This window comes from Pseudoalteromonas sp. MelDa3, from assembly GCF_002863625.1.
In the GTDB taxonomy this organism is placed as follows: domain Bacteria; phylum Pseudomonadota; class Gammaproteobacteria; order Enterobacterales; family Alteromonadaceae; genus Pseudoalteromonas; species Pseudoalteromonas arctica.
This window is the reverse complement of record NZ_PJBR01000009.1, coordinates 93,551-114,653: the sequence shown is the minus strand read 5'-3', so window position 1 is coordinate 114,653 and position 21,103 is coordinate 93,551. Positions and strand designations below refer to the sequence as shown.

The window sequence follows — 21,103 nt, the reverse complement described above, 5'->3', positions numbered from 1 at the left end:
GCTTCACAAAGTACCGAGCTAAGTATGCCAAGTATTATGCTTACAACGGGCTGCTTAAACGATAAATATAATAATATGCGCGTTTCATTTGACGAAAAAAAGACGCAATTTACATTACCAACGGGTGTTAAAGTGATGTTGGATTGGGAGCTTTTTGAACCCTACTTGGTTATTCATTATCAAAACACATCGCAATCGTACACGCATACTACGCCTAAAATAAGCACACCCTTTGGTCAAAAGCCGTCAGATACTTTTATTTACAATGCATATTTAAACAAACCAGATTGGCTTAACTGTTCACTACAAATTGTTTATATGGACTGAGTGATAGAGTTAACCGTGAGTTTCTATATGCTCGCTTAGTTTGGCAATGCGCAGACTCATACCTTCTATAATTCGGTCTTTAATTTTTTCGCGGATAACATTAGGTAAGCGGGTGAGTGCTTCAGGGGTAATAGCGAGGACTATACTGTCGGTTTTAGCGCGAGCACTGGTACTACGCTCTCGGTTATTTATGAAGGCACCTTCACCTATAAATTCACCGGGCTCAATAGTGCCAAGTTCTAGCAAATGGTTATGCTTAAATACTAATAACGCGCCGCTAAGTACAATGTACAAACGTTTGTCGTTATCGTATTGCTTAAATAAAAATTGATGCTGGCTTACTAAATATAACAGGCCGAACGACTCTAATAAGACTTGGCGCTCGCTGAGCGTGAATTCTTTAAAAAAGTGCAGCCTGTTTATAATTTCCATTTGTTTGAATAATGGAATATGTTCGATTAGCTTCATCAATAACCAAATGTGTTAAAAGCGTTTAATCAGCTAATATTGCGCTCTTTTAATTTTCGGGTCAACGTGTTGCGTCCCCAACCAATTTTTATAGCAGCATCTTGCTTATGACCAGAACAATTAGCCAGTGCGGTTTTAATTAAGCGAGTTTCTAGCTGGGCTTGAATGTCAGGCCAAATATTTTCTTTGCCTTGTTTAAGCTCTTGATTAAGCCATTGCTGAAACGCATCTAGCCAATCACCTTCTTCCTGGGTTGGCGAAGCATCCAGAATCTCCGGCGGTAAGTCTTGCTCGCTTACAAGCTCACCCGGTGCCATTACAGTAAGCCAGCGACAGGTGTTTTCTAATTGGCGTACATTGCCTGGCCAATTAAATAAGCGTAATTGCTCAGTTGCCTTAGGGCTCAGCACTTTGCTTTCTACTTGTAGCTCTTTAGCGCTTTTATGTAAAAAGTGTTGCGATAAGCTTTCTATATCTTCAGTACGCTCTCGAAGAGCAGGTAAACGTAGGCGCACAACATTAAGACGATGAAATAAATCATCCCTAAACTTGCCCTGTTTAACTAAATCTTCAAGGTTTTGGTGCGTAGCCGCAATAATACGCACATCTACTTTTATACTTTGATGGCCACCAACGCGATAAAACTCACCATCGGCAAGAACGCGTAATAAACGTGTTTGTACATCAAGTGGCATATCACCAATTTCATCTAAAAATAGTGTGCCGCCATTGGCTTGCTCAAAGCGGCCTTTACGCACGCTGTCGGCGCCCGTAAATGCGCCTTTTTCGTGGCCAAATAACTCTGACTCAACAAGCTCTTTTGGAATGGCTGCCATGTTAAGTGCAATAAATTGATTTTCTTTACGTGGGCTATGATTGTGCAGCGCACTGGCGACAAGTTCTTTACCTGTTCCAGATTCGCCATTTATTAATACGCTCATGCTAGAGGCCGATAGTTTACCTATCGCTCTAAACACTTCTTGCATTGCGGGCGCTTCACCAATTATGTGGGCACTTTTTGGTGGAGCTTGCTTTCGCTTAGTTTTTTTAGTGGAGTTTGCTCTGCATGCGCTTTCGACTAGCGCCACTGCTTCGTTTAAATCAAACGGCTTAGCAAGGTATTCAAAAGCACCTTTTTGGAATGCATTTACAGCTGAGTCTAAATCTGAGTGCGCAGTCATTATAATAACCGGCAGCCCAGGGTTTTGCTCTGCAATAAGTTCAAGCAACGCCATACCATCCATACCAGGCATTCGTACGTCAGAAACTAAAACAGTAGGTTGGCTAAACTTTAGTGCGCTTAGTACATCTTGCGCATTAGCAAAGCTCTCTGTGTTAAACCCTGCACGGGTTAGTGCTTTTTCAAGTACAAATCGAATAGAAGCATCATCATCTACAAGCCAAACTGTTTTCATGCAAACTCCAAACATTAATCTGCAAAGGGCAGATAGATATTAAATTCAGTATGTCCAGGCCAGCTATCACATTCTATATAGCCATCATGTTGATCTATCAGTGTTTGCGCTATTGAGAGTCCTAACCCAGAGCCACCTTCTTTATTGGTGATCATAGGGTAGAACAGTGTTTCGCGTACACTGGGATCAATACCTGGTCCGTTATCAGATATTTGGATCAACAAGGCTTTTTTAGGTGCTTTACCTGGGCGACGATGCTGATGATTAATGCGGGTTTTTATTGTTATTTCACCGCCATCTACAAGCGCCTGTTGGGCATTTCGAACAATGTTTAATACCACTTGCTGAATTTTGCCTTGATCAATGTATACATCAGGAATACTTGGGTCGTAATCTTTAACTAAGCTAATGTTAGAACAATTATCTAACGTACTTAGCCTTGCAACTGATTCAAGTGATTGATGTATATTGCCATACGATTTTTGCGGAAGTTGATTGGGCCCCAAAAGCCTATCTACTAGTTCGCGTAATCGGTCGGCTTGCTCAATGATGAGCTCAGCACATTGATCTCTTTCTTGTTGATCAACCTCATACTGCAATAACTGCGCCGCTCCGCGAATTCCACCTAAAGGATTTTTAATTTCGTGAGCTAAGCCTCTAATTAGGTTTCGGGCAGCTTGATATTGATGCATTTGATTAGACGCTTGGTCGTGCTTAATTTCGTCATCGGTTTGGCGCCACTCAAATAAAATATAAAGCGAGCCATTAAACTTAATTTGTCGTGTACTTACGGCTACTTTTGCATGGCGAGAATCGCTAAAAACCACGTCAGCTCTATGCTGCTGGCAATCTACGCCTTCAACTAATGAGTATTGTTCTATACGCTGTAAATCGATTGAATGGTAGTTAAAAAGGCTATCAAACGGTTGTTCTAACAAGCGCTTATTACCAAGGCCAAGCAGCTCGCTGGTACTGGTGTTGGCATATACAACGGTGAAGTTTTTATCAAGTAGCATGATAGCGGTTGTTTGATTTTGCCAAATGGCATCGAGTAGCTCAGGGCTAAAGTTTTTATTATTAATCATAGCTGCACCATTTTAGTGCGTGGATGTTTGCAAGCAAGTTATATGGTTAAATACACTGCTGCACGTTTAGTAATGCCCCAATTTAGTTACCTAGGTTTAGCCCTTTTCGGTGCATAAAAAATATGCAGGGTTCGCTTGTAGCAATAACTTGGTTTTTACTATTAAAAAGCTTTAATTGTAGTGTGTGCTGACCACGTTCTACATCTCTAATTGCAAAGGTTGAGCTGTCACTGGCTGGGCCGTGTGCTTTACCATCAATAAAAAGTTGTATAGTAAAACCAGTTTCAAAGCGTGGTTTTATTCGGCTAGTTACATACACAGTGCCGGTATTTTCACGAATAGTCTGGTTATGATCAGGTGAGGAAATAGCAATACTAAAGGCCGCTTGTTGAGGCTGAGGTTGCTCGTCAAAAATGTCAGTATTTGTGGCAGGCATATTAAGATCTTGGCTGGTGAGCTTTACCTCTTGGGCCCCTTTATGAGGGGTGTCTGAGAACACTAATACGCCATTTTTATCTTTCCAAGCGTATATTTTTGTTTCACCGGCATAACCATAATTACTTAATCCTAAAGTAATTAATAGTAATAAAATCTTGTTATTCACTCTGCAGCCCTGCATTTTTATCGGTAACTTAACTTTAGTGGAGATTGACTAATTTTACCATTAAAAAAGCCCGCAAAGCGGGCTTGAGAACACACATATTTTTTACAGCTTAATTAACAGCTGTAGTACATTTCAAACTCAACTGGGTGAGTTGTCATGTTAAGCTTTTCAACTTCTTTAGACTTAAGTTCGATGTAAGCATCGATTAAGTCATCAGTGAATACGCCACCTTGAGTTAAGAATTCACGGTCTGCGCTAAGTGCAGATAGTGCTTCGTCAAGTGATGCTGCAACAGTTGGAATTTCTGCTGCTTCTTCAGCTGGTAAGTCGTATAAATCTTTATCCATAGCATCGCCAGGATGGATCTTGTTTTTGATACCATCAAGGCCAGCCATAAGCATTGCTGAGAAAGCAAGGTATGGGTTAGCAGTTGGATCCGGGAAGCGTACTTCAATACGACGACCTTTTTCAGATGGAACCACTGGGATACGGATTGATGCAGAACGGTTACGTGCAGAGTATGCAAGCATAACGGGTGCTTCAAAACCTGGTACTAAACGTTTGTACGAGTTAGTAGACGCATTTGCGAAAGCGTTAATTGCTTTAGCATGCTTAATGATACCGCCAATGTAGTAAAGTGCATCTTCAGAAAGACCGCCGTACTTATCGCCAGCAAAAAGGTTAACACCGTCTTTAGCTAAAGACTGGTGACAATGCATACCAGAACCGTTATCACCAACAACTGGCTTAGGCATAAACGTTGCTGTTTTACCGTATAAGTGAGCCATGTTATGGATAACATATTTCATTTCTTGAATTTCATCCGCTTTTAATACCATTGTATTAAAGCGAGTAGCGATTTCGTTTTGACCTGCTGTTGCTACTTCGTGGTGATGTGCTTCTACTACTTGCCCCATTTCTTCTAGAACTAGACACGTAGCTGAACGCCAATCTTGGAAGTCATCAACTGGAGCAACTGGGAAGTAACCGCCTTTAACACCTGGACGGTGACCAGTGTTGCCATCTGCATATTCTTTATCTGAGTTCCAAGCAGCTTGCTTAGAATCAATTTTGTACATAGAACCAGACATATCTGATTTGTATTTAACATCGTCAAATACGAAAAACTCTGGCTCAGGGCCAAATAAAACAGTGTCTGCAATGCCTGTAGAACGCATGTAATCTTCAGCACGCTTAGCAACAGAACGCGGGTCGCGCTCATAGCCTTGTAGTGTAGAAGGCTCTACTACGTCACAACGTAAAATTAATGTCGCTTCTTCAGTGAAAGGGTCTAGTTTGATTGACTCAGGAACTGGCATTAATACCATGTCTGATTCGTTTATGCCTTTCCAGCCTGCAATTGAAGAACCGTCGAACATTTTACCGTCTTCGAAAAAATCTTCATCAACTTGGTGATGAGGAATCGATACATGTTGTTCTTTACCCTTAGTGTCAGTAAAGCGTAAATCAATGAACTTGACGTCATTTTCTTTAATAAAATCTAAAACCGATTGTGACATGTGTCCTCCAACTATTGGGTTTTGTTATTGCTGCATAATTGCTTTGATATTTACTAAGCTGATTTTGTGCCATTATTGTAACTGGCTGTTTATAAATTAAAAAAATATCATTGCATCAAAATGGAATATACAAACGCACCATGTTGGTGCGTAAATGTTCCATTTCGGTGCAAAATTTACAGAGCGTAATTTGTTGTTAATTTAATCAGCTGAAATTAGCATAACCTAAATGCAAAAGAGTAACAAAAAGATCGGAAAAATAGTCAAAAAGGCTGTTTTTCAAAAAAATATTGAAATTTAATTCATATAATTGTCATATATAAAACAGATACTTAGTAAAAGTATTGAGAAAGTTTTAAAATATGTATTGGATAAACTTTCATCCATGTCATTAATGAGGGATAATATGCGCCCTTTTAAATCCTATGCTGGGACATCTCGCGAAAGCGTGGATGAGTGCGTAGATCTTGCAGGATCATTGAGAATTTAATTTCTCTGAGTAAATATATGAGCATCGAAAAGTTAAGAAATATAGCGATTATCGCGCACGTTGACCACGGTAAAACAACTCTGGTTGACAAACTACTTGAGCAATCAGGTACATTAGAAACACGCGGCGGTAACGAAGAGCGCGTGATGGACTCAAACGACATTGAGAAAGAACGTGGTATTACCATTTTGGCTAAAAACACAGCCATCTCTTGGAACGACTACCATATCAATATCGTAGATACTCCGGGACACGCCGATTTCGGTGGTGAAGTTGAACGCGTACTTTCGATGGCTGACTCAGTATTATTACTTGTTGATGCTCAAGAAGGTCCAATGCCACAAACGCGTTTCGTTACGCAAAAGGCATTCGCGCAAGGCTTAAAGCCAATCGTAGTTATCAATAAAATTGATAAGCCAGGTTCACGTCCTGATTGGGTTATGGATCAAATCTTTGATTTATTCGACAACCTTGGCGCAACTGACGAACAGTTAGATTTTAAAGTAATCTACGCTTCAGCTATCAACGGCTGGGCAACACTAGATTTAGACGAGCCATCAGACAACATGGAACCTATGTTCAAGATGATCGTTGACGAAGTATCACCACCGGATGCAGATCCTGAAGGTGACTTCCAAATGCAAATTTCTCAACTAGATTACAACTCTTATGTTGGTGTAGTTGGTATTGGTCGTATTAAACGTGGTTCTGTTGCTCCTAACCAACAAGTTACTATTATCAGTGCTGATGGCACTACACGTAATGGTAAAATTGGCGCAGTACAAAGCTACCTAGGTCTTGAACGTATCGAAACTGATAGAGCTTACGCTGGTAACATCGTAACTGTAACAGGTATTGGTGAGCTTAAGATTTCTGATACAGTTTGTTTCCCAGGAAACGTTGAAGCATTACCACCACTAAGTGTTGATGAGCCAACTGTAACAATGACATTCTCTGTAAATAACTCACCTTTCTGTGGTAAAGAAGGTAAGTTTGTAACGTCACGTAATATCCGTGAACGTTTAGACAAAGAATTAGTACACAACGTAGCACTTCGCGTTGAAGATACTGGTAGCCCAGATAGCTTCCGTGTTTCTGGTCGTGGTGAATTACACCTAGGTATCTTAATCGAGAACATGCGTCGTGAAGGTTACGAGCTTTCAGTTTCTCGTCCGGAAGTTATCTTACGTACTGTAGATGGCGTTCTAGAAGAACCGTTTGAAACAGTTACTATTGACTGTCAAGACGAGCATCAGGGTTCTGTTATGGAACAAGTTGGCCTACGTAAAGGTGAGCTTACTAACATGACTCCAGATGGCAAAGGCCGTATGCGTTTAGATTTCATGATCCCTAGCCGTGGTTTAATTGGTTTCCAAACTGATTTCATGACGCTTACTTCGGGTTCTGGTCTTATGTACCATACGTTCGATCATTACGGTCCTCACAAAGGTGGCGACATCGGTGTTCGTAAGAACGGCGTAATGATTGCAAATGCAACTGGTAAAGCACTTACTAACGCATTATTCAACTTACAAGAACGCGGCCGTTTATTCATCGGTCACGGTGTTGAAGTATACGAAGGTATGGTTATCGGTATTCATAACCGTGATAACGACCTTACAGTTAACGCCCTTAAAGGCAAGCAGTTAACTAACGTACGTGCATCTGGTACTGATGAAGCGCAAACGCTTTCTCCACACCTTAACTACTCACTTGAGCAAGCGCTTGAGTTCATCGATGATGACGAGCTAGTTGAAGTAACTCCACTAAACATTCGTATTCGTAAGCGTTACCTTACAGAAAACGAACGTAAACGTGCAGGTCGTGGACCTAAAGCATAATCTATTAATTTAGAATTATGATTTTAAAAGCCGCTGTATTGAAAAATACAGCGGCTTTTTTGTGGGTGAGATTCATTTATTTAAATTTAAATGAGTGCTATTTTGAATATTAAATAAATTGGAAAATGTAAAAAGGAATTAACTATGCATACTGGAATATTACTTAAAAACGATGATGGTGAAAAATATATTTTAGAGAAGCAATATGAACTGTATTACAATTTCACGGTAGACTGTTTTTTTTCAATACAAGCAGCGTATCCTAAATATAAAGAAGCTAGGGAGAGGTCAGGTCAGTTAAGTAAAGAAGATAGATTGCATATTCACTCTTTCATATTTTATTCAAATTCTTTCGTTTTATATGCTGCGCTCACATTAGAAGCATATATTAATTATTATGGCGCAAGGTATTTGAAGTTAAGCAATCGACTTAAAAATTTGAGGGTTAGAGATAAATGGAGAGATTATATAAAGTTAAAATTGGATATAGATCTTGATAAAGAGACTAATGAAAAAATAAGTAAAATAATTAACTTGAGGAATACTCTTGCTCACTCTAATGCTGAGAAAGTGCTTCTAAATACAAACGACAACGGCTGGGAAAAAAATATTCAAGCAAGGTTAGAAGTTTTAGATAAAGGACAATTCCTATTTGACTTGAACAGTATTTTTAAAAGAGTATTTGAGTTTGATGAGTCGGAAAAAAAAGACTTTGAAAATAATCATTGGATAGTGGATCTAGAAAAAACTCAAAATTAATATTGTTACAGGTCAAGTAGGTAATATTTTTACTTTGATCTTTATTTAAGCAATCGATAATGCAAAACCCCCATGTTTGTTGGTAGGGGATTTTTTTCGTTGGGTTTCGCTGCGCTCAACCCAACCTACTTAATTATTTTATTGGTGGGAGTAACTTACTTTTTAGGGAGTAGGGTGATTTTGCCAAATACATCTGCATCTATAAAGCCACGGTTTCTGTCGCCATTTACTGGTTGTACTTCGTGTGAGCCCATAAAGTGCTCGCGCACGTCACTGCCATCGTTATCGCAATACGCTAGCATAAATCCGATTACCTGCTTTTCGCTAAGTGTAATTGGGGTATTTTTAGCACCTTCTTTATAATCATTCGGGTAGAGTTTTATCGCTACTTCCCAGGTAATGTTAAAAGGCGTGGTGGTATTGCGCTTCCAATTACTAACTAGGTGGTCGGTATACAAATGGGCTTTTTTATCAGGTCCGTAATCGGCGGCTTGGTTATCAAGGCCAATATGGTATGCCAAAGCGGTGTGATTAAATTGATGATTACCACCTGATGCATCGCTATCAATAAATACTTCAAGCGCATCGTCATCCCAATATTTATACGTTGGATCGGCGTGTGTATCTATTAAAACGTCATCCACAATATCGGCTTGTAGGTATAAATAGTTTTGATCCCACAGTAAGCGATAACGCCCTTTAAAGTCGGCATCGTTTGATGGCAGTGTGCCATCCATTAAATAAGGCATATCGTGCCAAGCGGCTTTATCCCACGCACTTTCTGATACGCCATCAATAGTAATTGGAGTTGATGTATGTTCAACATCAATAGCCATTGCTGGCGTGCTTAATAAAAAGCTTAAGGCGAGTGCTAATTTTTTCATTAATTTCTCAATTTTATTGTGGATTTGTCTTAATGTAATAACAATCTTAAAACAGCTAAGTAAATAGTTATAGTGAAATACTTTCGCCTTCGTTTAAAATATACAGCGGTACTTTTGAATCCATTTTAGTGTACATATGCAATAAGCGCAGTAAGGCTGAATGACTGCTGTGGTCACCCATTTTCCAACTTGAGTTACCGTATCCCCACGGTATCATTACTTTGCAGTTAAGCTCTTGTGCTGCGTTGAGCGCATCCTCTGGTGTGGTGTGAACGTAACGATAAAATTTACCACTTTCTTTACTGTAGTAAGATGCGATTGGTATTAAGCACACATCTATATCGCCATATTTTTGCTGTATGTCTTTAAAGTGTTTTGAGTAGCCCGTATCGCCTGCAAAAAATAAGGTACTGCCGTTTTGTTCAAGCAGCCAGCCATTCCATAAGTCTTTATTGTTATCTTCGTAAATAAAGGGCACCAATACACGAGCGCTAAAATGATGAGCTGGCACGGCATTAATAACTAAGTCGTCAATGTTGGTTGTTGAATACCACGGCATTTCGCTAATATTAAAACCACCGGTAGGAAAGTTGTCGGCCATACCGAGTGGTGTTAAATAGCGAGGTTTATTGCCAATGCTTTGTATGTCGGCCTTATTAAAGTGATCGTAATGAATATGCGAATACATTACAGCATCAATATTTTCCAGTTCTTGCTCACTAGGCCAAGCGCCTGCTTTACGATAAATACCACCGCCGAGTTTAAAGCCAAGTGCGACTGGAGAATCAAACTGATTTTTTACCGGATCAAACAGCACACTTTGACCATTTGGGGTGTTAATTACAAAACTAGCGTGACCAAGCCAGCGTACGGTATAGCCAGTGCTAAGCTGTGGTTTAGTTTGCTGGCCTTGGTACTGGCAGTTTTCGCTGCCGGTTTTGCATAGTAAGTCTGGGTGGGCTGGGTAGCAGTTTTCAGTACAGGTAGTGGGATATGTTTTTTCACCTGTGTATAAATTTTTATAACGACCATTCTTATCATTAATAACAACAACTGAGTCGGGGCTGGATATATGATTAATATTATTAGGTGCACCGCAGGCCGTTAATATACATAAGAGCGTTGTTGCGATTAAAAAGCGTTTCATTGTAAATCCCTTTTAGCATTCCCTTTAACATAAAAAAGCCTGCAATTGAGCAGGCTTGTTTAAGTAACAAATAATTAGCCAGCGCTGTTCATTTGTTCAATAAATTTGTTTGAATCAGCAATCGATTTGTTCATGTCGTTCATCAACAATTGAATATCGCGCTTAAGGTTAGTGAATTCATCTTTAATAGCCGATACCGCTTGTGCATTTAAGTTATGCTTTAAGTATAAAACGTTATCATGAAGCGAAGTTAATACTGGCTCCATTTTACTCTCTGCGCTGCGCATTGAGCGTAATAGCTGATCAAATTGACGCTTAGTCGCGGCTAGCTTTTTGCTGCTTTCACGCTTAAGTGATGCGCTTTTGTATTGCTCCAACTCATCGCCCCATTCATCAAATAGCGCTTCTGCCACGTCTTCTACCTTATTGATGTTAGTTGAGACTTCGTTAGCGGCATTTAAGCTCGACTCGTAATCGTCGTTTAACTGATTATAAGTGTCTTGTAATTCGCCACCATTAAAATCGATTAGAGTCGTTAAGCGCTCTAGTGCCGATTTAAATTCTTCTTGTGACTCTTCTTGAGAGTCTTTGGTTTCTTCTACGCGGTCAATAAGAATATCGCGTTTATGAACACCCACTTTTTCCATTGCAGAGTAATAAGCTGATTGGCAGCCAGTTAAAGTAAGTGTTACTACAAGCATTGAAACACTGAGTAATGTTTGTTTTTTCATTTGAATTCCTGTTTACGTGCGTTAGTGCTGTAAATTATGGCGCTGATTGTTATTATAATCAAAACTATATAAGCACAAGTCAATTGTATGAATGATAAGCTCTCACATTACAAACAGCAAGTTAAGTCCTTTATACGCCAGCAACCTGGTTGGTGGATGCAGTATTTCAATCGTTGTATAGACGATCAAATAACGGTTAATGCAGGTTACCTTGCTTACGTGACACTTCTGTCGTTAGTGCCATTAATTGCGGTGGGTGTTGCTATATTTTCGGCTTTTCCGGGCTTTGAATCTACTCGCATGGAAATTGAGAGCTTTTTGTTTACCAACTTTGTCCCTACTTCTACCGATGTTATTAGAGAGCACATTAGCTCCTTTGCGGGCAATGCCAACCAAATGACGGCAGTAGGTATTGGTTTTTTAGCTGCAATAGCCTTACTGTTAATACGCAATGTAGACGCCACATTAAACCGAATTTGGCGAATTAAGAAAAAACGCCCAATGATGATCTCATTTGCTGTGTACTGGATGGTTTTGAGCTTAGGGCCTATGCTGCTCGGTGCCAGTATTGGTGTTACCTCTTACATTGTATCGTTGGTATCGTTTGCTGATCAGGGTATTCCTGGGTTTAGCGGATTTTTGTTAAAGTTATTGCCGTACGGGATTTCGATGGTGGGCTTTATTATGCTCTACACCTTAGTGCCTAATACGCGCGTGTCGTTTAGAGCGGCAATACCTGGCGCTTTTTTTGCGGCACTTTTATTTGAGCTGACTAAAAAAGGATTTGCACTTTATATTAGCCATTTTCCGTCGTACGAAGTTATTTACGGCGCAGTAGCTACCATTCCTATTTTGTTTGTATGGGTGTATTTGTCGTGGGTAGTTGTTTTGCTTGGCGCTGAATTTACAGCGTGCATTAGCCCAAATGATATTCCAGAAACACCTGAGCTTGAACTAGAAGATGATGAACCAGCACTAAAGGATACAGTTTAAATGCAAGGTTTAATACAGCGTGTAAAGTATGCCAAAGTAGAAATTAATAACCAAGTAGTAGGCGAGATTGGCAATGGTATATTGTTGCTATTAGGTGTCGAAAAACACGACGACAAGCAAACATCTGACAAACTTTTACACAAAGTAAGTAATTATCGTATTTTTACTGACGAAAACGACAAAATGAACTTAAGCCTTAAAGATATTAAAGGTGAGTTACTTGTGGTTTCGCAATTTACGCTAGCGGCTGACACTAAAAAGGGTATGCGCCCTAGTTTTTCATCTGCGGCAACGCCAAGCCAAGCTAACGAGCTTTACGAATACTTTGTAGCTCAAGCTAAAGAGTTGGGGCTTACAATAGCCACAGGTGAGTTTGGTGCCGATATGCAAGTAAGCTTGTGTAACGATGGGCCCGTTACGTTTAACTTATCTGTTTAAGTTTTTGGTTACCACGACAATATGATTTACATAGCCCGTAATTTTTTGCGGGCTAACATTACAACCAAATACATCGAGTAATAGCTGCTGAAGTTGCTTTAATTGCGACTCATGCTGCGATAAAAAGTTAATAAATAGCACGCCGTTGTTATTTAAAGCCGAGTAGATTTTTTTATAAAATGCCTCTTCAAATAAAAATCGAGGTGCATCTATTTGGCTAAATAAATCTAGAATAACCCAATCAACATTTAGCGCACTTTTTAAAACCTGTTGCGCATCGGCGCAAAGCAGTTGCTCATTTTTATTTGACGAAAAAAACTGGGTATAGCAATCAATAATATCGGCGTTTTTTTCAACCGATGTTATTTGTGCTTTAGGGTATTTATACTGTAAATAATTACGAATTGCTCCACCGCCAAGGCCAAGTTCTAACACATTTTGTGGCGGCTTAAGAGTTTGCCAATGCTTATCTAAGTACAATAAATGCGGAAAAAGTAATAAGCTCGGATTATTTAAATCAATAACAGATTGAAGGGTGTCGTTAATAAGTAACCAGCGTAACTGCTCGTGCTCACGTACTTGAATGTGATCACCACTGCATTTATGCCAATATATTAACTGACCAATGCTGTGGCTATTTTCAATAAATTGATCGCTTAGCAAACCCGTCAGTGAATTTATATAATTGATTTTTTCAGTCATATTCTCAGCATAAACTAGCAACGTTAAAGCGCAATGCCCTTTGCTATTATTTTTTACGTTATTTTGCAGGCATCACCAAAGTCGTATTTGCAGTTTTTTTAGGATGGAGTATGGTATTTGCCATAATAATACCAATCAATTTAATTATTTTATTTTTTTAGCTTGGTAGATAACCAATACGATTAGTATAACGCCGTAGCCTTTTTTGACTTTTATTTGCGGCTTATATAACAACAGGAGTATGTATGTTTCAGGTAAGCACCCCACAAAGTAGCGAAGATTGGCAAGCGTATTATCAATTGCGTTGGCAGGTATTACGCGCGCCTTGGGGCGAGCCTCGTGGCTCTGAACAAGACGATATGGAACAAGATTCTGAGCATCGCTTTATAAAAAATAAAGAAGGTGAAGTGCTAGGCGTAGCACGTTTGCACTTTAACAATCATGAGCAAGCACAAGTGCGTTATATGGCAGTTGCTGAGGGTAATCGTAACCAGCATATTGGTAGTCGCTTACTGCACGAGCTTGAAAAAATTGCATGGGTTCAAAATGCCGGTGAACTTGTATTGTTTGCACGCGAACGAGCACTTGAGTTTTATAAGCGCCACGGTTATGAATTAAAAGAAAAAGCGCATTTAGCGTATGGTGATGTTCAACACTTTAAAATGGTAAAGCAAAAGCCATGTGAACCAGGTTGGTTCCGCCACCCTAATTGGACGCAAGTACTACAAAATATATGGCGTGAGTCTATTCCAATTAGTGACGCGATGGGCATTAAGGTAGAAAGCTATACCGATTGGCAATTTACAACCAGTGCCGACCTTGACGCTAACTTAAACCTACATAACACGATGTTTGCAGGGTCTATTTATAGCTTGGCCACGCTAACAGGTTGGGGCGCTACGTACTTAGCACTTAAAGAAGCTGGGCTTGAAGGTAATATTGTATTGGCCGATGCTAACATTAAGTACTTAAAACCGCTTACTACAGACCCACGTGGTTGTGTTGATATACAAACATGTAAGGGCAAGTTAAGCGATTTAGAAACCGACGGTAAAGCAACCTATATTGTGCCTGTTACTATTTATGATGGTGACAATGTAGTTGCAGAGTTTGAAGGTGTGTTTGCGGTTAAAAAATAATTGTTTAATGTCGAAAAACAAAAAGCCAAGCAATGCTTGGCTTTTTTGTGAGCTCGTTTTATAACAAGTCAGTTAATAATATACCTACACCAATACGTTCTACATCCGCGTTGTAATCAATTAAGCTTTCGCCATAACCGTTAAAATATTGTGCATAACCACGAACGCGACCCCATAACGGAAATGACCAGTCGAGTTGAATTGCACCACGGTTTTCTGAATTTAAGTTGTTACGCGTCATGAAGCTAAATTCATGATCGTTAAGACGGTATGCACCACTAAATTCAAAATAGCCCATGTATTTGTATATGTCTGGGTTGTCGTCGCCTTTAGCTTCTAAAACGTTGTCTTTTTCGTCCTCAGCTATGCGGTACCAAGGTTTAAAACTAAAAACAAAGCCTCTGTTTTCCCAAATAAAGTCTGCATAAATACGGTTCCACGAACGCGAGTTTGGCTGGCTGCGACCATTTGATTGATGCGAAATACCTAGTGAAATTGCCATTTCGTCGCCCCATAATACGTTTTCTGGGTCGAGGTAGTTTATCCAAAATATTTCTGGTTCGTAGTTGGTTTCACGAAATGGAGAAGAGATTTCTGAGTTATAAAGCTGCCAGTAAGATTGCAGAGTAAAGCCAAAAAATATGGCTTGGTCTTCATCAGAAAAATCATCATATAGAGGCACTTTGATTGAAAGCTGGTATTTTGCTTCTAGGTTGTCTAGTGGCTCACCATCGTTATCATCTGTTAATTCGTCAAAACCATCAAAAGGGCGATCGTTTGGGTGTGATACGTACGAAAGCGGTAAAATATAGTTACGCTTATGTGGCGTAATTACGTTTCTATTTTTTTTACCGACTTCTTCTCGAGCTTGGCGTTTATCAAGCGCGGTAAGTTGTTTGTTTTCTTCAAGAGCTGAACACTTTTTACGAAGATCGTCTAATGTCTGTTTACCGTCTCCGCCAATTACTTCATTTAAAATACACTGCTTTACAAGTTCGATGTCGTTATCTTGCTCGTTTGTAGAAACTTCTTCTTGTGCGAAGGTCGCTGTACTTATTAAGGCAGAAAGTGTGATCCAGTGGCGCCAGCTCATTGTAATTCCTTGTGAGTTCGGGTTGTTGTATGCGTTAATTTAATTATAACGTCTTTTTACATATGTAACGGTGAACTTTTACTGAATTTGTATTCACAGCAATCATTATACGTATATAAAGTAAATATAGATCAGAAAAAAAGCGACCTAGGCCGCTTTTTTAATGCAGATTAGTTATTTTAGCTAATCTGCTCTCACGCAATGAGAAGGGTGAGCTAAAGCTCAAATATGTTAGTAAAAAACTTATAAAGCTCGGTGCCTTGGTTAACACTCGCTGAGGCAAAGTGCAAAATGGCAATTGCATCGCAATCTAGAGTAAGTGTCTGCAGTGGTTGCTCGCTTAAGTAGCGTTCCATCCGTAAAATATTAGCAATAGGCTCACCAGCTTTAATGTGCCCGCCAAGTGGTGCTATGTATTCAACCATACCGCCAATGGGGGCGTAGTAAGCAAAATAGTCATCTAAATTACACGCATAACGAGTAATATCAGCAGGGGTATTCGTTGCGTTTTGCAGTACGCCTTTGTGATTTAAGTAACTTAAAATGCTGTTAGCATCGTTTAGTGCTTCTTTTAAGTCTATTTTTTCTTGGCTGCCTAGCTCTACAGTAAATGCTTCTACAGGTATTGATAATTCGCGACCTTGCCCGCTAAGTGCATCACTTAAATGCCACCATGGGCAAAAGTTAGCTTCGTCCATAGCGCCGTCAAAATCACTAGGAATAAGCAGTACATGTTCAATATTAAAATAGCGCGCGCTGTCGGTTGCATAAGTTGGGCAGTACAAGTGTTTGCTTGAAATAGGGCCTGTGTGTAAATCGAGTACTATATCAGCCTGATGAGCGAGCTTTTGTAAGTTAAGCGCAATGCGTTTACCCGTATTAAGTAAATAAGCAGGGCCGTTGAGTTTGCTGTCTACTTCGTCAATAAGCGCCTGTTTAAAGTTACTTTTTAATGTAGCGTCATCATACTGAGTATGATTTTTTGCAAACTGCGTCACTAAATTTTTATTGTAGTGGTACATGCGATTCCAATTAGTACCCGTAATCGGGTCGAACCTACCAAGGGTAAACTCGCCAGATTTTTGATTGCAACCAATTGGGTTGGCATAGGGTACTAATGTAATATCGCCATTAAGATTAAGGTGTTTTAATTGCTCAAGTAGCTGAAAAATAACCGCGTTACCTTGCACTTCAGCGCCATGCATATTGGCCTGAATATAAACACTAGGTCCTGTGCCATCGCCTTTTAAGCGATAAACAGGAATTGTAAGTGGTAAGCCGTTTGCAACTTCCCCTACTACAATGTTCTCTTGGCTGATGTGGGTTGTATTACTCATAGTTATTACCTTAAATAATGACTGGCATTTTCAGCTTGGCGAACACAGGTAAGCTCACCGTTTTGCAGGGTATACTCGGCAGCTAGCTCGTGGCATAAAAAATACGGCATACTTTCGGTAAAGCCGTAAGCACCGCATTGGCTAAACACTAGCCAGTCGTGCTCATTTAAATCGCTTGGTAGGTTATGCTCACCCAAGCAATCAAGCGCGGTACAAAGCGGCCCGTATAAAGTGACCGCTTGAGTTTTTGCATTGGACTCGCGCAGTAACGCAGCAGGGAAATCTTGACTGGTAACAGCGGGGCGCAATAGGTGATTTATACCGCCGGTTAAAATGACTTGTTCTTGATTGTAGTTTTGTTTGCGTTCGACTACTGGGTTGGCGTAATGACCGTATTCGCCAACGGCATAGCGACCAAGCTCCATCCACAACTCTTCTACACCCGCATCACTTTTAATTTTAGCGAGCGCAGCTATTAAATCATCCCAATCAAGCGTTGCTTCATTTTGTGTATAAGGAATACCTAAACCGCCACCTAAATCTAAAACTTTAAGATTGATGTTTAAATCGCTGGCAAGTTGGCTAAGTGGTGCAATCATTTGTGACCACAATTCGCTTAGCTTTTGCGTGCTAAGCATGTTGCCCCACTGAAAAATATGTAAGCCGTCAAACTTAAGTGTAGGGTAGTCGGTTACATTGAGTGCTTGCCACTCATCACAACCCAAACCAAACGGCGTAAGGCTGTCGCCGCCCAGTGGGTTTTTTTCATCTTCAGGCCAGCGTAATTGCACTCGCAGTAATACTTGTAACTGCGTATTTTGTAGTTGCGCTTGTTGGTTTAACCAACGTACTTGATTGAGGCTTTCGGCTACGAATATACGTACTCCGCGCTCAATAAAGTGTTTAATTTGTTTAGGGCTTTTTGCAGGCCCTGTGTTGAGCACGCGCTGTGAGCTAATACCTTGTGCTAGCACTTGCTCAAGCTCACCTTTACTTGCTACGTCAAAATTAAAGCCAGCGCTGTCTAAGCTTTGAATAATTTTAGACAGTGGATTTGCTTTTACCGCGTACCACAGTTTTACATCGGTTTGCGCAACTAAACGTGCAAGATGCGCGTTTAGTTGATCTAGGTCGTAAACAAAAAAAGGTGTATCAAGTTGTTGTGTAATTGTATTTACAGCGGTTTTGATAGGCGTGCTCAAAAAGCTCATTATCGTAAAACCTCTTCAAGCAATAATGATGCATCGCTTTTTTCGTCGCGGTATTTAACTATTAACGCACACGACATGCTTAGGCCTTGCTCGCGCGCCCACTCGTTTGAAGCAGGGCGAGAGCCCGGTATTACAATGGCATATTCTGGGATTGGCTCGCCTTTATCAAGTTGGCGCTCGTTTACGCAGTCGTATACCGGAATAGTTGCTGATAAACGCACGCCTGGGGCAAGTACTGCGCCTTTTTTAATAACTACACCTTCAACAATAATACAGCCAGCGCCAATAAAGGCGTCGTCTTCTACAACTACTGGGCTTGCACCAATTGGCTCAAGTACACCACCAAGCTGCACTGCAGCACTTAAATGTACGTTTTTACCTACTTGTGCACACGAGCCAACTAATGCGTGGCTATCTACCATTGTGCCTTCGTCGATATATGCACCAATGTTTACATACGCTGGTGGCATAATAATCGTGCCTTTAGCAACATAAGCACCACGGCGAACACTAGAGCCACCCGGCACCATACGTACGCCATCGTCAGTACTAAATTCTTGCGGAGCTAAGTTATGCTTATCAACAAAACCACCGGCAAACTCAGTATTAGTGCCATTTTTAAAGGCATCCAAAATGCCTTGTTTTACTTCTACGTTAGCTTGCCATTGGCCGCTTTCGTTTTGTGATGCTGCGCGTACTGCGCCCGATTCTAAATTATTTAATAGTTCTAACCAGCTCATTATAAAAACCTGTATTTAATGCCAAGATAAAATGGTGTTGTTTGCAGTTGTGATGCAATCGGTTTGAGTTAACTCAAGGTGTGTTAAAGGTGGACGAAGTTGCGGGCTGCTTAAGCGACCTTGCAAATGCATCAATACCTTTACGGGAATAGGGTTTGCAACAGCAAATAGGCTATTAATAGCGCTTGACCACTGGGCAAATAAATTAGGGTGTTGACCACTTAAGCTGCGTTTAACAAACTCGTGAGTTTGTGCGGGCCATGCATTTGCAGCTACCGACACTAACCCTTTTGCGCCAGCTTGAGCAAAATAAGGCATTAGCGCATCGTCGCCACTAAAAATAGCTAAATTAGGTGCAGCTTGGCGATAAGCTTCAAACTGAGCAATGCTGCCGCTCGCTTCTTTTAACGCCCATAAATTTTTATTATTTTGTAAGTTTTGAATTGTTGCCGTTGGAATGCTAACAGCACTTCGACCCGGTACGTTATAAAGCATACACGGGTGAACACTTGCATTAAGTAGGCTTTCAAACCAATGAGTTTGACCTATAGCGCCAGGCTTTGCATAAAGCGGTGAGCCAAGTAAAAAGCTATGAATTGGGAGTGTATTACAGTAGTTAACCCACTCAATTTGTTGCTTTAAGTTACTACCGCCCACAGCAACCATGAGTGGTACTGCTGGTTTTAGCTGGCATACGTGTTCAACAATGGCTTGTTGCTCTTTTAGTGTTAGTGCTAAACCTTCGCCCGTGCTGCCAAGTAGTAAAATACCGTTATGCGCTGCTTCTTGATTGCTAACCAGTTTAGTTAACGTGTTGTAGTCAACATCGCCGTGTTGATCAAATGGCGTTACGAGCGCGGTCCACAATGAGTAGTCGTTTAAATTGAAGTTGTTGATCATCTCTCACGAACTTATAATTTGTACCAACTTTATTAAAAGCGTGATCATTTTAGCGATAACTAATTTAATGCAATTGGTATTATTCGAAGAGTTAAAAAGCTTTATGGAAGGAGCCGCATTAACGTCGTTCGAACTAATAATTCGAAGAGCGAATGGGCTTAAAATAATAGGGCGCACGGCCTTAATATTTAAGACCAGAAGCTCTCCACCAAACTAATAAGCTGCTTTTATAAGCAGCTATTGGTGACAGTCGCTAGGGTTCAACCTAGTCGCCCGAAATAAACACCTCGCAAAAGTGGTTACTTCTCGGCGTTAATTCCCCTCACGTATGCTCACTGGAGTTTGCGCTCCTAACATACGCTACCTGAATAACGCACCTCTTCTAGCCCTTTACACCTGTTTGTAGAGTAAAAACTTACAAACCTGTGCAATTTAAATAGGGTAATTACGGCGATTAAAGCATTTTAGCCGTCTAGGTGTCAAGCGACTAAATGCATATTCATTCATCCATAATGGGAGTGGTTACGTATTGGGTGCTTTTCTCGTACACTAGCAATATAAGTAGTGAGGTATTTAATTAGTATGGAAAAATTTAGCGATATTTATAAGCGAGCGGTAGAGCGAAAAGGCTCCGAAAAAATGCTTAAGTTATTACTTGCAAAACCGCTATCTAAAAAACAACTAAGCACGTTAAGTGACGACGATTGGCTTGAGGAATTTACTCGAAAAGTATTTCAAAGCGGCTTTTATTGGTCAGTCATTAATAATAAGTGGCCAGGCTTTAGAGAGGTTTTTTGGGATTTTAGCGTTGATAAGTTATTAATGATGCCACCTGATATGCTGGAACAAAAAGCAACGGATGAGCGAATCGTTCGTAACTATAAAAAAGTAAAAACAATTACCGAAAATGCTTACATGATCCACGAAATAGCAGGGGAACATGGCAGTTTTAGCCAGTTTGTCGCTAATTGGCCAGCAGACGATATTATTGGTTTATGGGCGTATTTAAAAAAACATGGTTCGCGTTTAGGCGGAAATACAGGACCTTATGCGCTACGAGCACTTGGTAAAGATACTTTTTTACTATCACGCGATGTAGAGAATTACTTACGTGCTCGTAAAATTATAGACGGCGGCTTACAAACTAAAAAATCACTGAGTGCTGCCCAAGCTTTTTTTAATGAAATGCAAAAGCAAAGCGGCTTAAGTATGCAAGAGTTAAGTTTAATTGTTGCTTATGGCGTTGGTGACAACCGTGTTGGTATAAGTCAGCAATAAT

Annotated in this window: 20 protein-coding genes, 1 pseudogene and 1 riboswitch; of the genes and pseudogenes, 7 read left to right on the top strand and 14 right to left on the bottom strand. The window is 40.3% G+C overall.

The window, feature by feature from the left end:
• A pseudogene (locus tag CXF89_RS21150) lies at nt 1–327 on the top strand (hypothetical protein); the annotation flags it as partial.
• 9 nt (nt 328–336) lie between these two features.
• On the opposite strand, the gene CXF89_RS03725 reads toward CXF89_RS21150, so the two are convergent.
• From CXF89_RS03725 to glnA, 5 genes are all read right to left on the bottom strand, one after another.
• Nucleotides 337–795, bottom strand: a complete 459-nt coding sequence (locus tag CXF89_RS03725) for a cyclic nucleotide-binding domain-containing protein (RefSeq protein WP_010554789.1) — start codon at nt 793–795, stop codon at nt 337–339.
• Between the two features lie 29 nt (nt 796–824).
• Entirely contained in the window at nt 825–2,210 is a 1,386-nt protein-coding gene (ntrC, locus tag CXF89_RS03720; protein WP_007582175.1) for a nitrogen regulation protein NR(I), read from the bottom strand.
• A 14-nt stretch (nt 2,211–2,224) separates the two neighbouring features.
• A complete protein-coding gene (gene glnL / locus CXF89_RS03715) occupies nt 2,225–3,295 on the bottom strand; it encodes a nitrogen regulation protein NR(II) (protein WP_007582173.1) in 1,071 nt (356 codons plus the stop codon).
• An 82-nt stretch (nt 3,296–3,377) separates the two neighbouring features.
• Nucleotides 3,378–3,899, bottom strand: coding sequence for a DUF4124 domain-containing protein (locus tag CXF89_RS03710; RefSeq protein ID WP_024589531.1), 522 nt, complete (start codon nt 3,897–3,899; stop codon nt 3,378–3,380).
• Nucleotides 3,900–4,012: 113 nt separating this feature from the next.
• Complete coding sequence (gene glnA / locus CXF89_RS03705) at nt 4,013–5,419, bottom strand: glutamate--ammonia ligase (protein WP_010554792.1); 1,407 nt, start codon at nt 5,417–5,419, stop codon at nt 4,013–4,015.
• A gap of 507 nt (nt 5,420–5,926) precedes the next feature.
• On the opposite strand from glnA, the gene typA reads away from it, so the two are divergent.
• Both typA and CXF89_RS03695 read left to right on the top strand, forming a co-directional pair.
• Nucleotides 5,927–7,750 carry a translational GTPase TypA gene (gene typA, locus CXF89_RS03700; RefSeq protein WP_024589533.1) on the top strand — a complete coding sequence of 608 codons (1,824 nt, stop codon included), beginning with the start codon at nt 5,927–5,929 and terminating at the stop codon, nt 7,748–7,750.
• A 144-nt stretch (nt 7,751–7,894) separates the two neighbouring features.
• The gene (locus CXF89_RS03695; protein WP_121953827.1) at nt 7,895–8,509 is read left to right on the top strand and encodes a hypothetical protein; all 615 of its coding nucleotides are present in this window, start codon (nt 7,895–7,897) and stop codon (nt 8,507–8,509) included.
• 155 nt (nt 8,510–8,664) lie between these two features.
• Here the strand turns inward: CXF89_RS03695 and CXF89_RS03690 are convergent, their stop codons facing one another.
• The 3 genes from CXF89_RS03690 to CXF89_RS03680 form a co-directional block, all read right to left on the bottom strand.
• On the bottom strand, nt 8,665–9,393 hold the full coding sequence (locus CXF89_RS03690; RefSeq protein ID WP_121953826.1) for a CBM9 family sugar-binding protein: 729 nt from the start codon (nt 9,391–9,393) through the stop codon (nt 8,665–8,667).
• A gap of 67 nt (nt 9,394–9,460) precedes the next feature.
• On the bottom strand, nt 9,461–10,540 hold the full coding sequence (locus CXF89_RS03685) for an MBL fold metallo-hydrolase (RefSeq protein ID WP_121953825.1): 1,080 nt from the start codon (nt 10,538–10,540) through the stop codon (nt 9,461–9,463).
• Nucleotides 10,541–10,614: 74 nt separating this feature from the next.
• Nucleotides 10,615–11,271, bottom strand: a complete 657-nt coding sequence (locus CXF89_RS03680; protein ID WP_121953824.1) for a DUF2959 domain-containing protein — start codon at nt 11,269–11,271, stop codon at nt 10,615–10,617.
• 87 nt (nt 11,272–11,358) lie between these two features.
• Between CXF89_RS03680 and CXF89_RS03675 the strand changes: the two genes are divergently transcribed.
• Both CXF89_RS03675 and dtd read left to right on the top strand, forming a co-directional pair.
• Entirely contained in the window at nt 11,359–12,264 is a 906-nt protein-coding gene (locus tag CXF89_RS03675) for a virulence factor BrkB family protein (RefSeq protein ID WP_121953823.1), read from the top strand.
• Nucleotides 12,265–12,702, top strand: a complete 438-nt coding sequence (gene dtd / locus CXF89_RS03670; protein ID WP_121953822.1) for a D-aminoacyl-tRNA deacylase — start codon at nt 12,265–12,267, stop codon at nt 12,700–12,702. It abuts the gene before it with no gap.
• On the opposite strand, the gene CXF89_RS03665 is transcribed toward dtd, so the two are convergent.
• Nucleotides 12,691–13,404 (bottom strand): spermidine synthase, encoded by a 714-nt coding sequence (locus CXF89_RS03665; protein ID WP_121953821.1) that lies wholly within the window; start codon nt 13,402–13,404, stop codon nt 12,691–12,693. The two genes, dtd and CXF89_RS03665, sit on opposite strands and share 12 nt — an antisense overlap.
• A gap of 245 nt (nt 13,405–13,649) precedes the next feature.
• Here CXF89_RS03665 and CXF89_RS03660 point away from each other — a divergent pair, with 245 nt between their 5' ends.
• A complete protein-coding gene (locus CXF89_RS03660) occupies nt 13,650–14,543 on the top strand; it encodes a bifunctional GNAT family N-acetyltransferase/hotdog fold thioesterase (protein ID WP_076925800.1) in 894 nt (297 codons plus the stop codon).
• Nucleotides 14,544–14,601: 58 nt separating this feature from the next.
• Here the strand turns inward: CXF89_RS03660 and CXF89_RS03655 are convergent, their stop codons facing one another.
• The 5 genes from CXF89_RS03655 to dapA all read right to left on the bottom strand — a co-directional run bounded on the left by CXF89_RS03655 (nt 14,602) and on the right by dapA (nt 19,824).
• A complete protein-coding gene (locus CXF89_RS03655; protein WP_121953820.1) occupies nt 14,602–15,636 on the bottom strand; it encodes a phospholipase A in 1,035 nt (344 codons plus the stop codon).
• 215 nt (nt 15,637–15,851) lie between these two features.
• Nucleotides 15,852–16,973 carry a succinylglutamate desuccinylase/aspartoacylase family protein gene (locus CXF89_RS03650; protein ID WP_121953819.1) on the bottom strand — a complete coding sequence of 374 codons (1,122 nt, stop codon included), beginning with the start codon at nt 16,971–16,973 and terminating at the stop codon, nt 15,852–15,854.
• A gap of 5 nt (nt 16,974–16,978) precedes the next feature.
• The gene (locus CXF89_RS03645; RefSeq protein WP_121953818.1) at nt 16,979–18,184 is read right to left on the bottom strand and encodes a PLP-dependent decarboxylase; all 1,206 of its coding nucleotides are present in this window, start codon (nt 18,182–18,184) and stop codon (nt 16,979–16,981) included.
• The gene (locus CXF89_RS03640; protein WP_007376223.1) at nt 18,184–18,924 is read right to left on the bottom strand and encodes a 2,3,4,5-tetrahydropyridine-2,6-dicarboxylate N-succinyltransferase; all 741 of its coding nucleotides are present in this window, start codon (nt 18,922–18,924) and stop codon (nt 18,184–18,186) included. The genes CXF89_RS03645 and CXF89_RS03640 overlap by 1 nt, the downstream gene beginning before the upstream one ends.
• A 15-nt stretch (nt 18,925–18,939) precedes the next feature.
• Nucleotides 18,940–19,824: a 4-hydroxy-tetrahydrodipicolinate synthase gene (dapA, locus tag CXF89_RS03635; RefSeq protein ID WP_024589542.1), complete on the bottom strand. Its 885-nt coding sequence runs from the start codon at nt 19,822–19,824 to the stop codon at nt 18,940–18,942.
• Between the two features lie 190 nt (nt 19,825–20,014).
• Nucleotides 20,015–20,214: riboswitch (Lysine riboswitch) on the bottom strand.
• A gap of 192 nt (nt 20,215–20,406) precedes the next feature.
• On the opposite strand from dapA, the gene CXF89_RS03630 reads away from it, so the two are divergent.
• Nucleotides 20,407–21,102: a DNA-3-methyladenine glycosylase I gene (locus tag CXF89_RS03630; RefSeq protein WP_121953817.1), complete on the top strand. Its 696-nt coding sequence runs from the start codon at nt 20,407–20,409 to the stop codon at nt 21,100–21,102.
• The last annotated feature ends 1 nt before the right edge of the window (nt 21,103 follow it).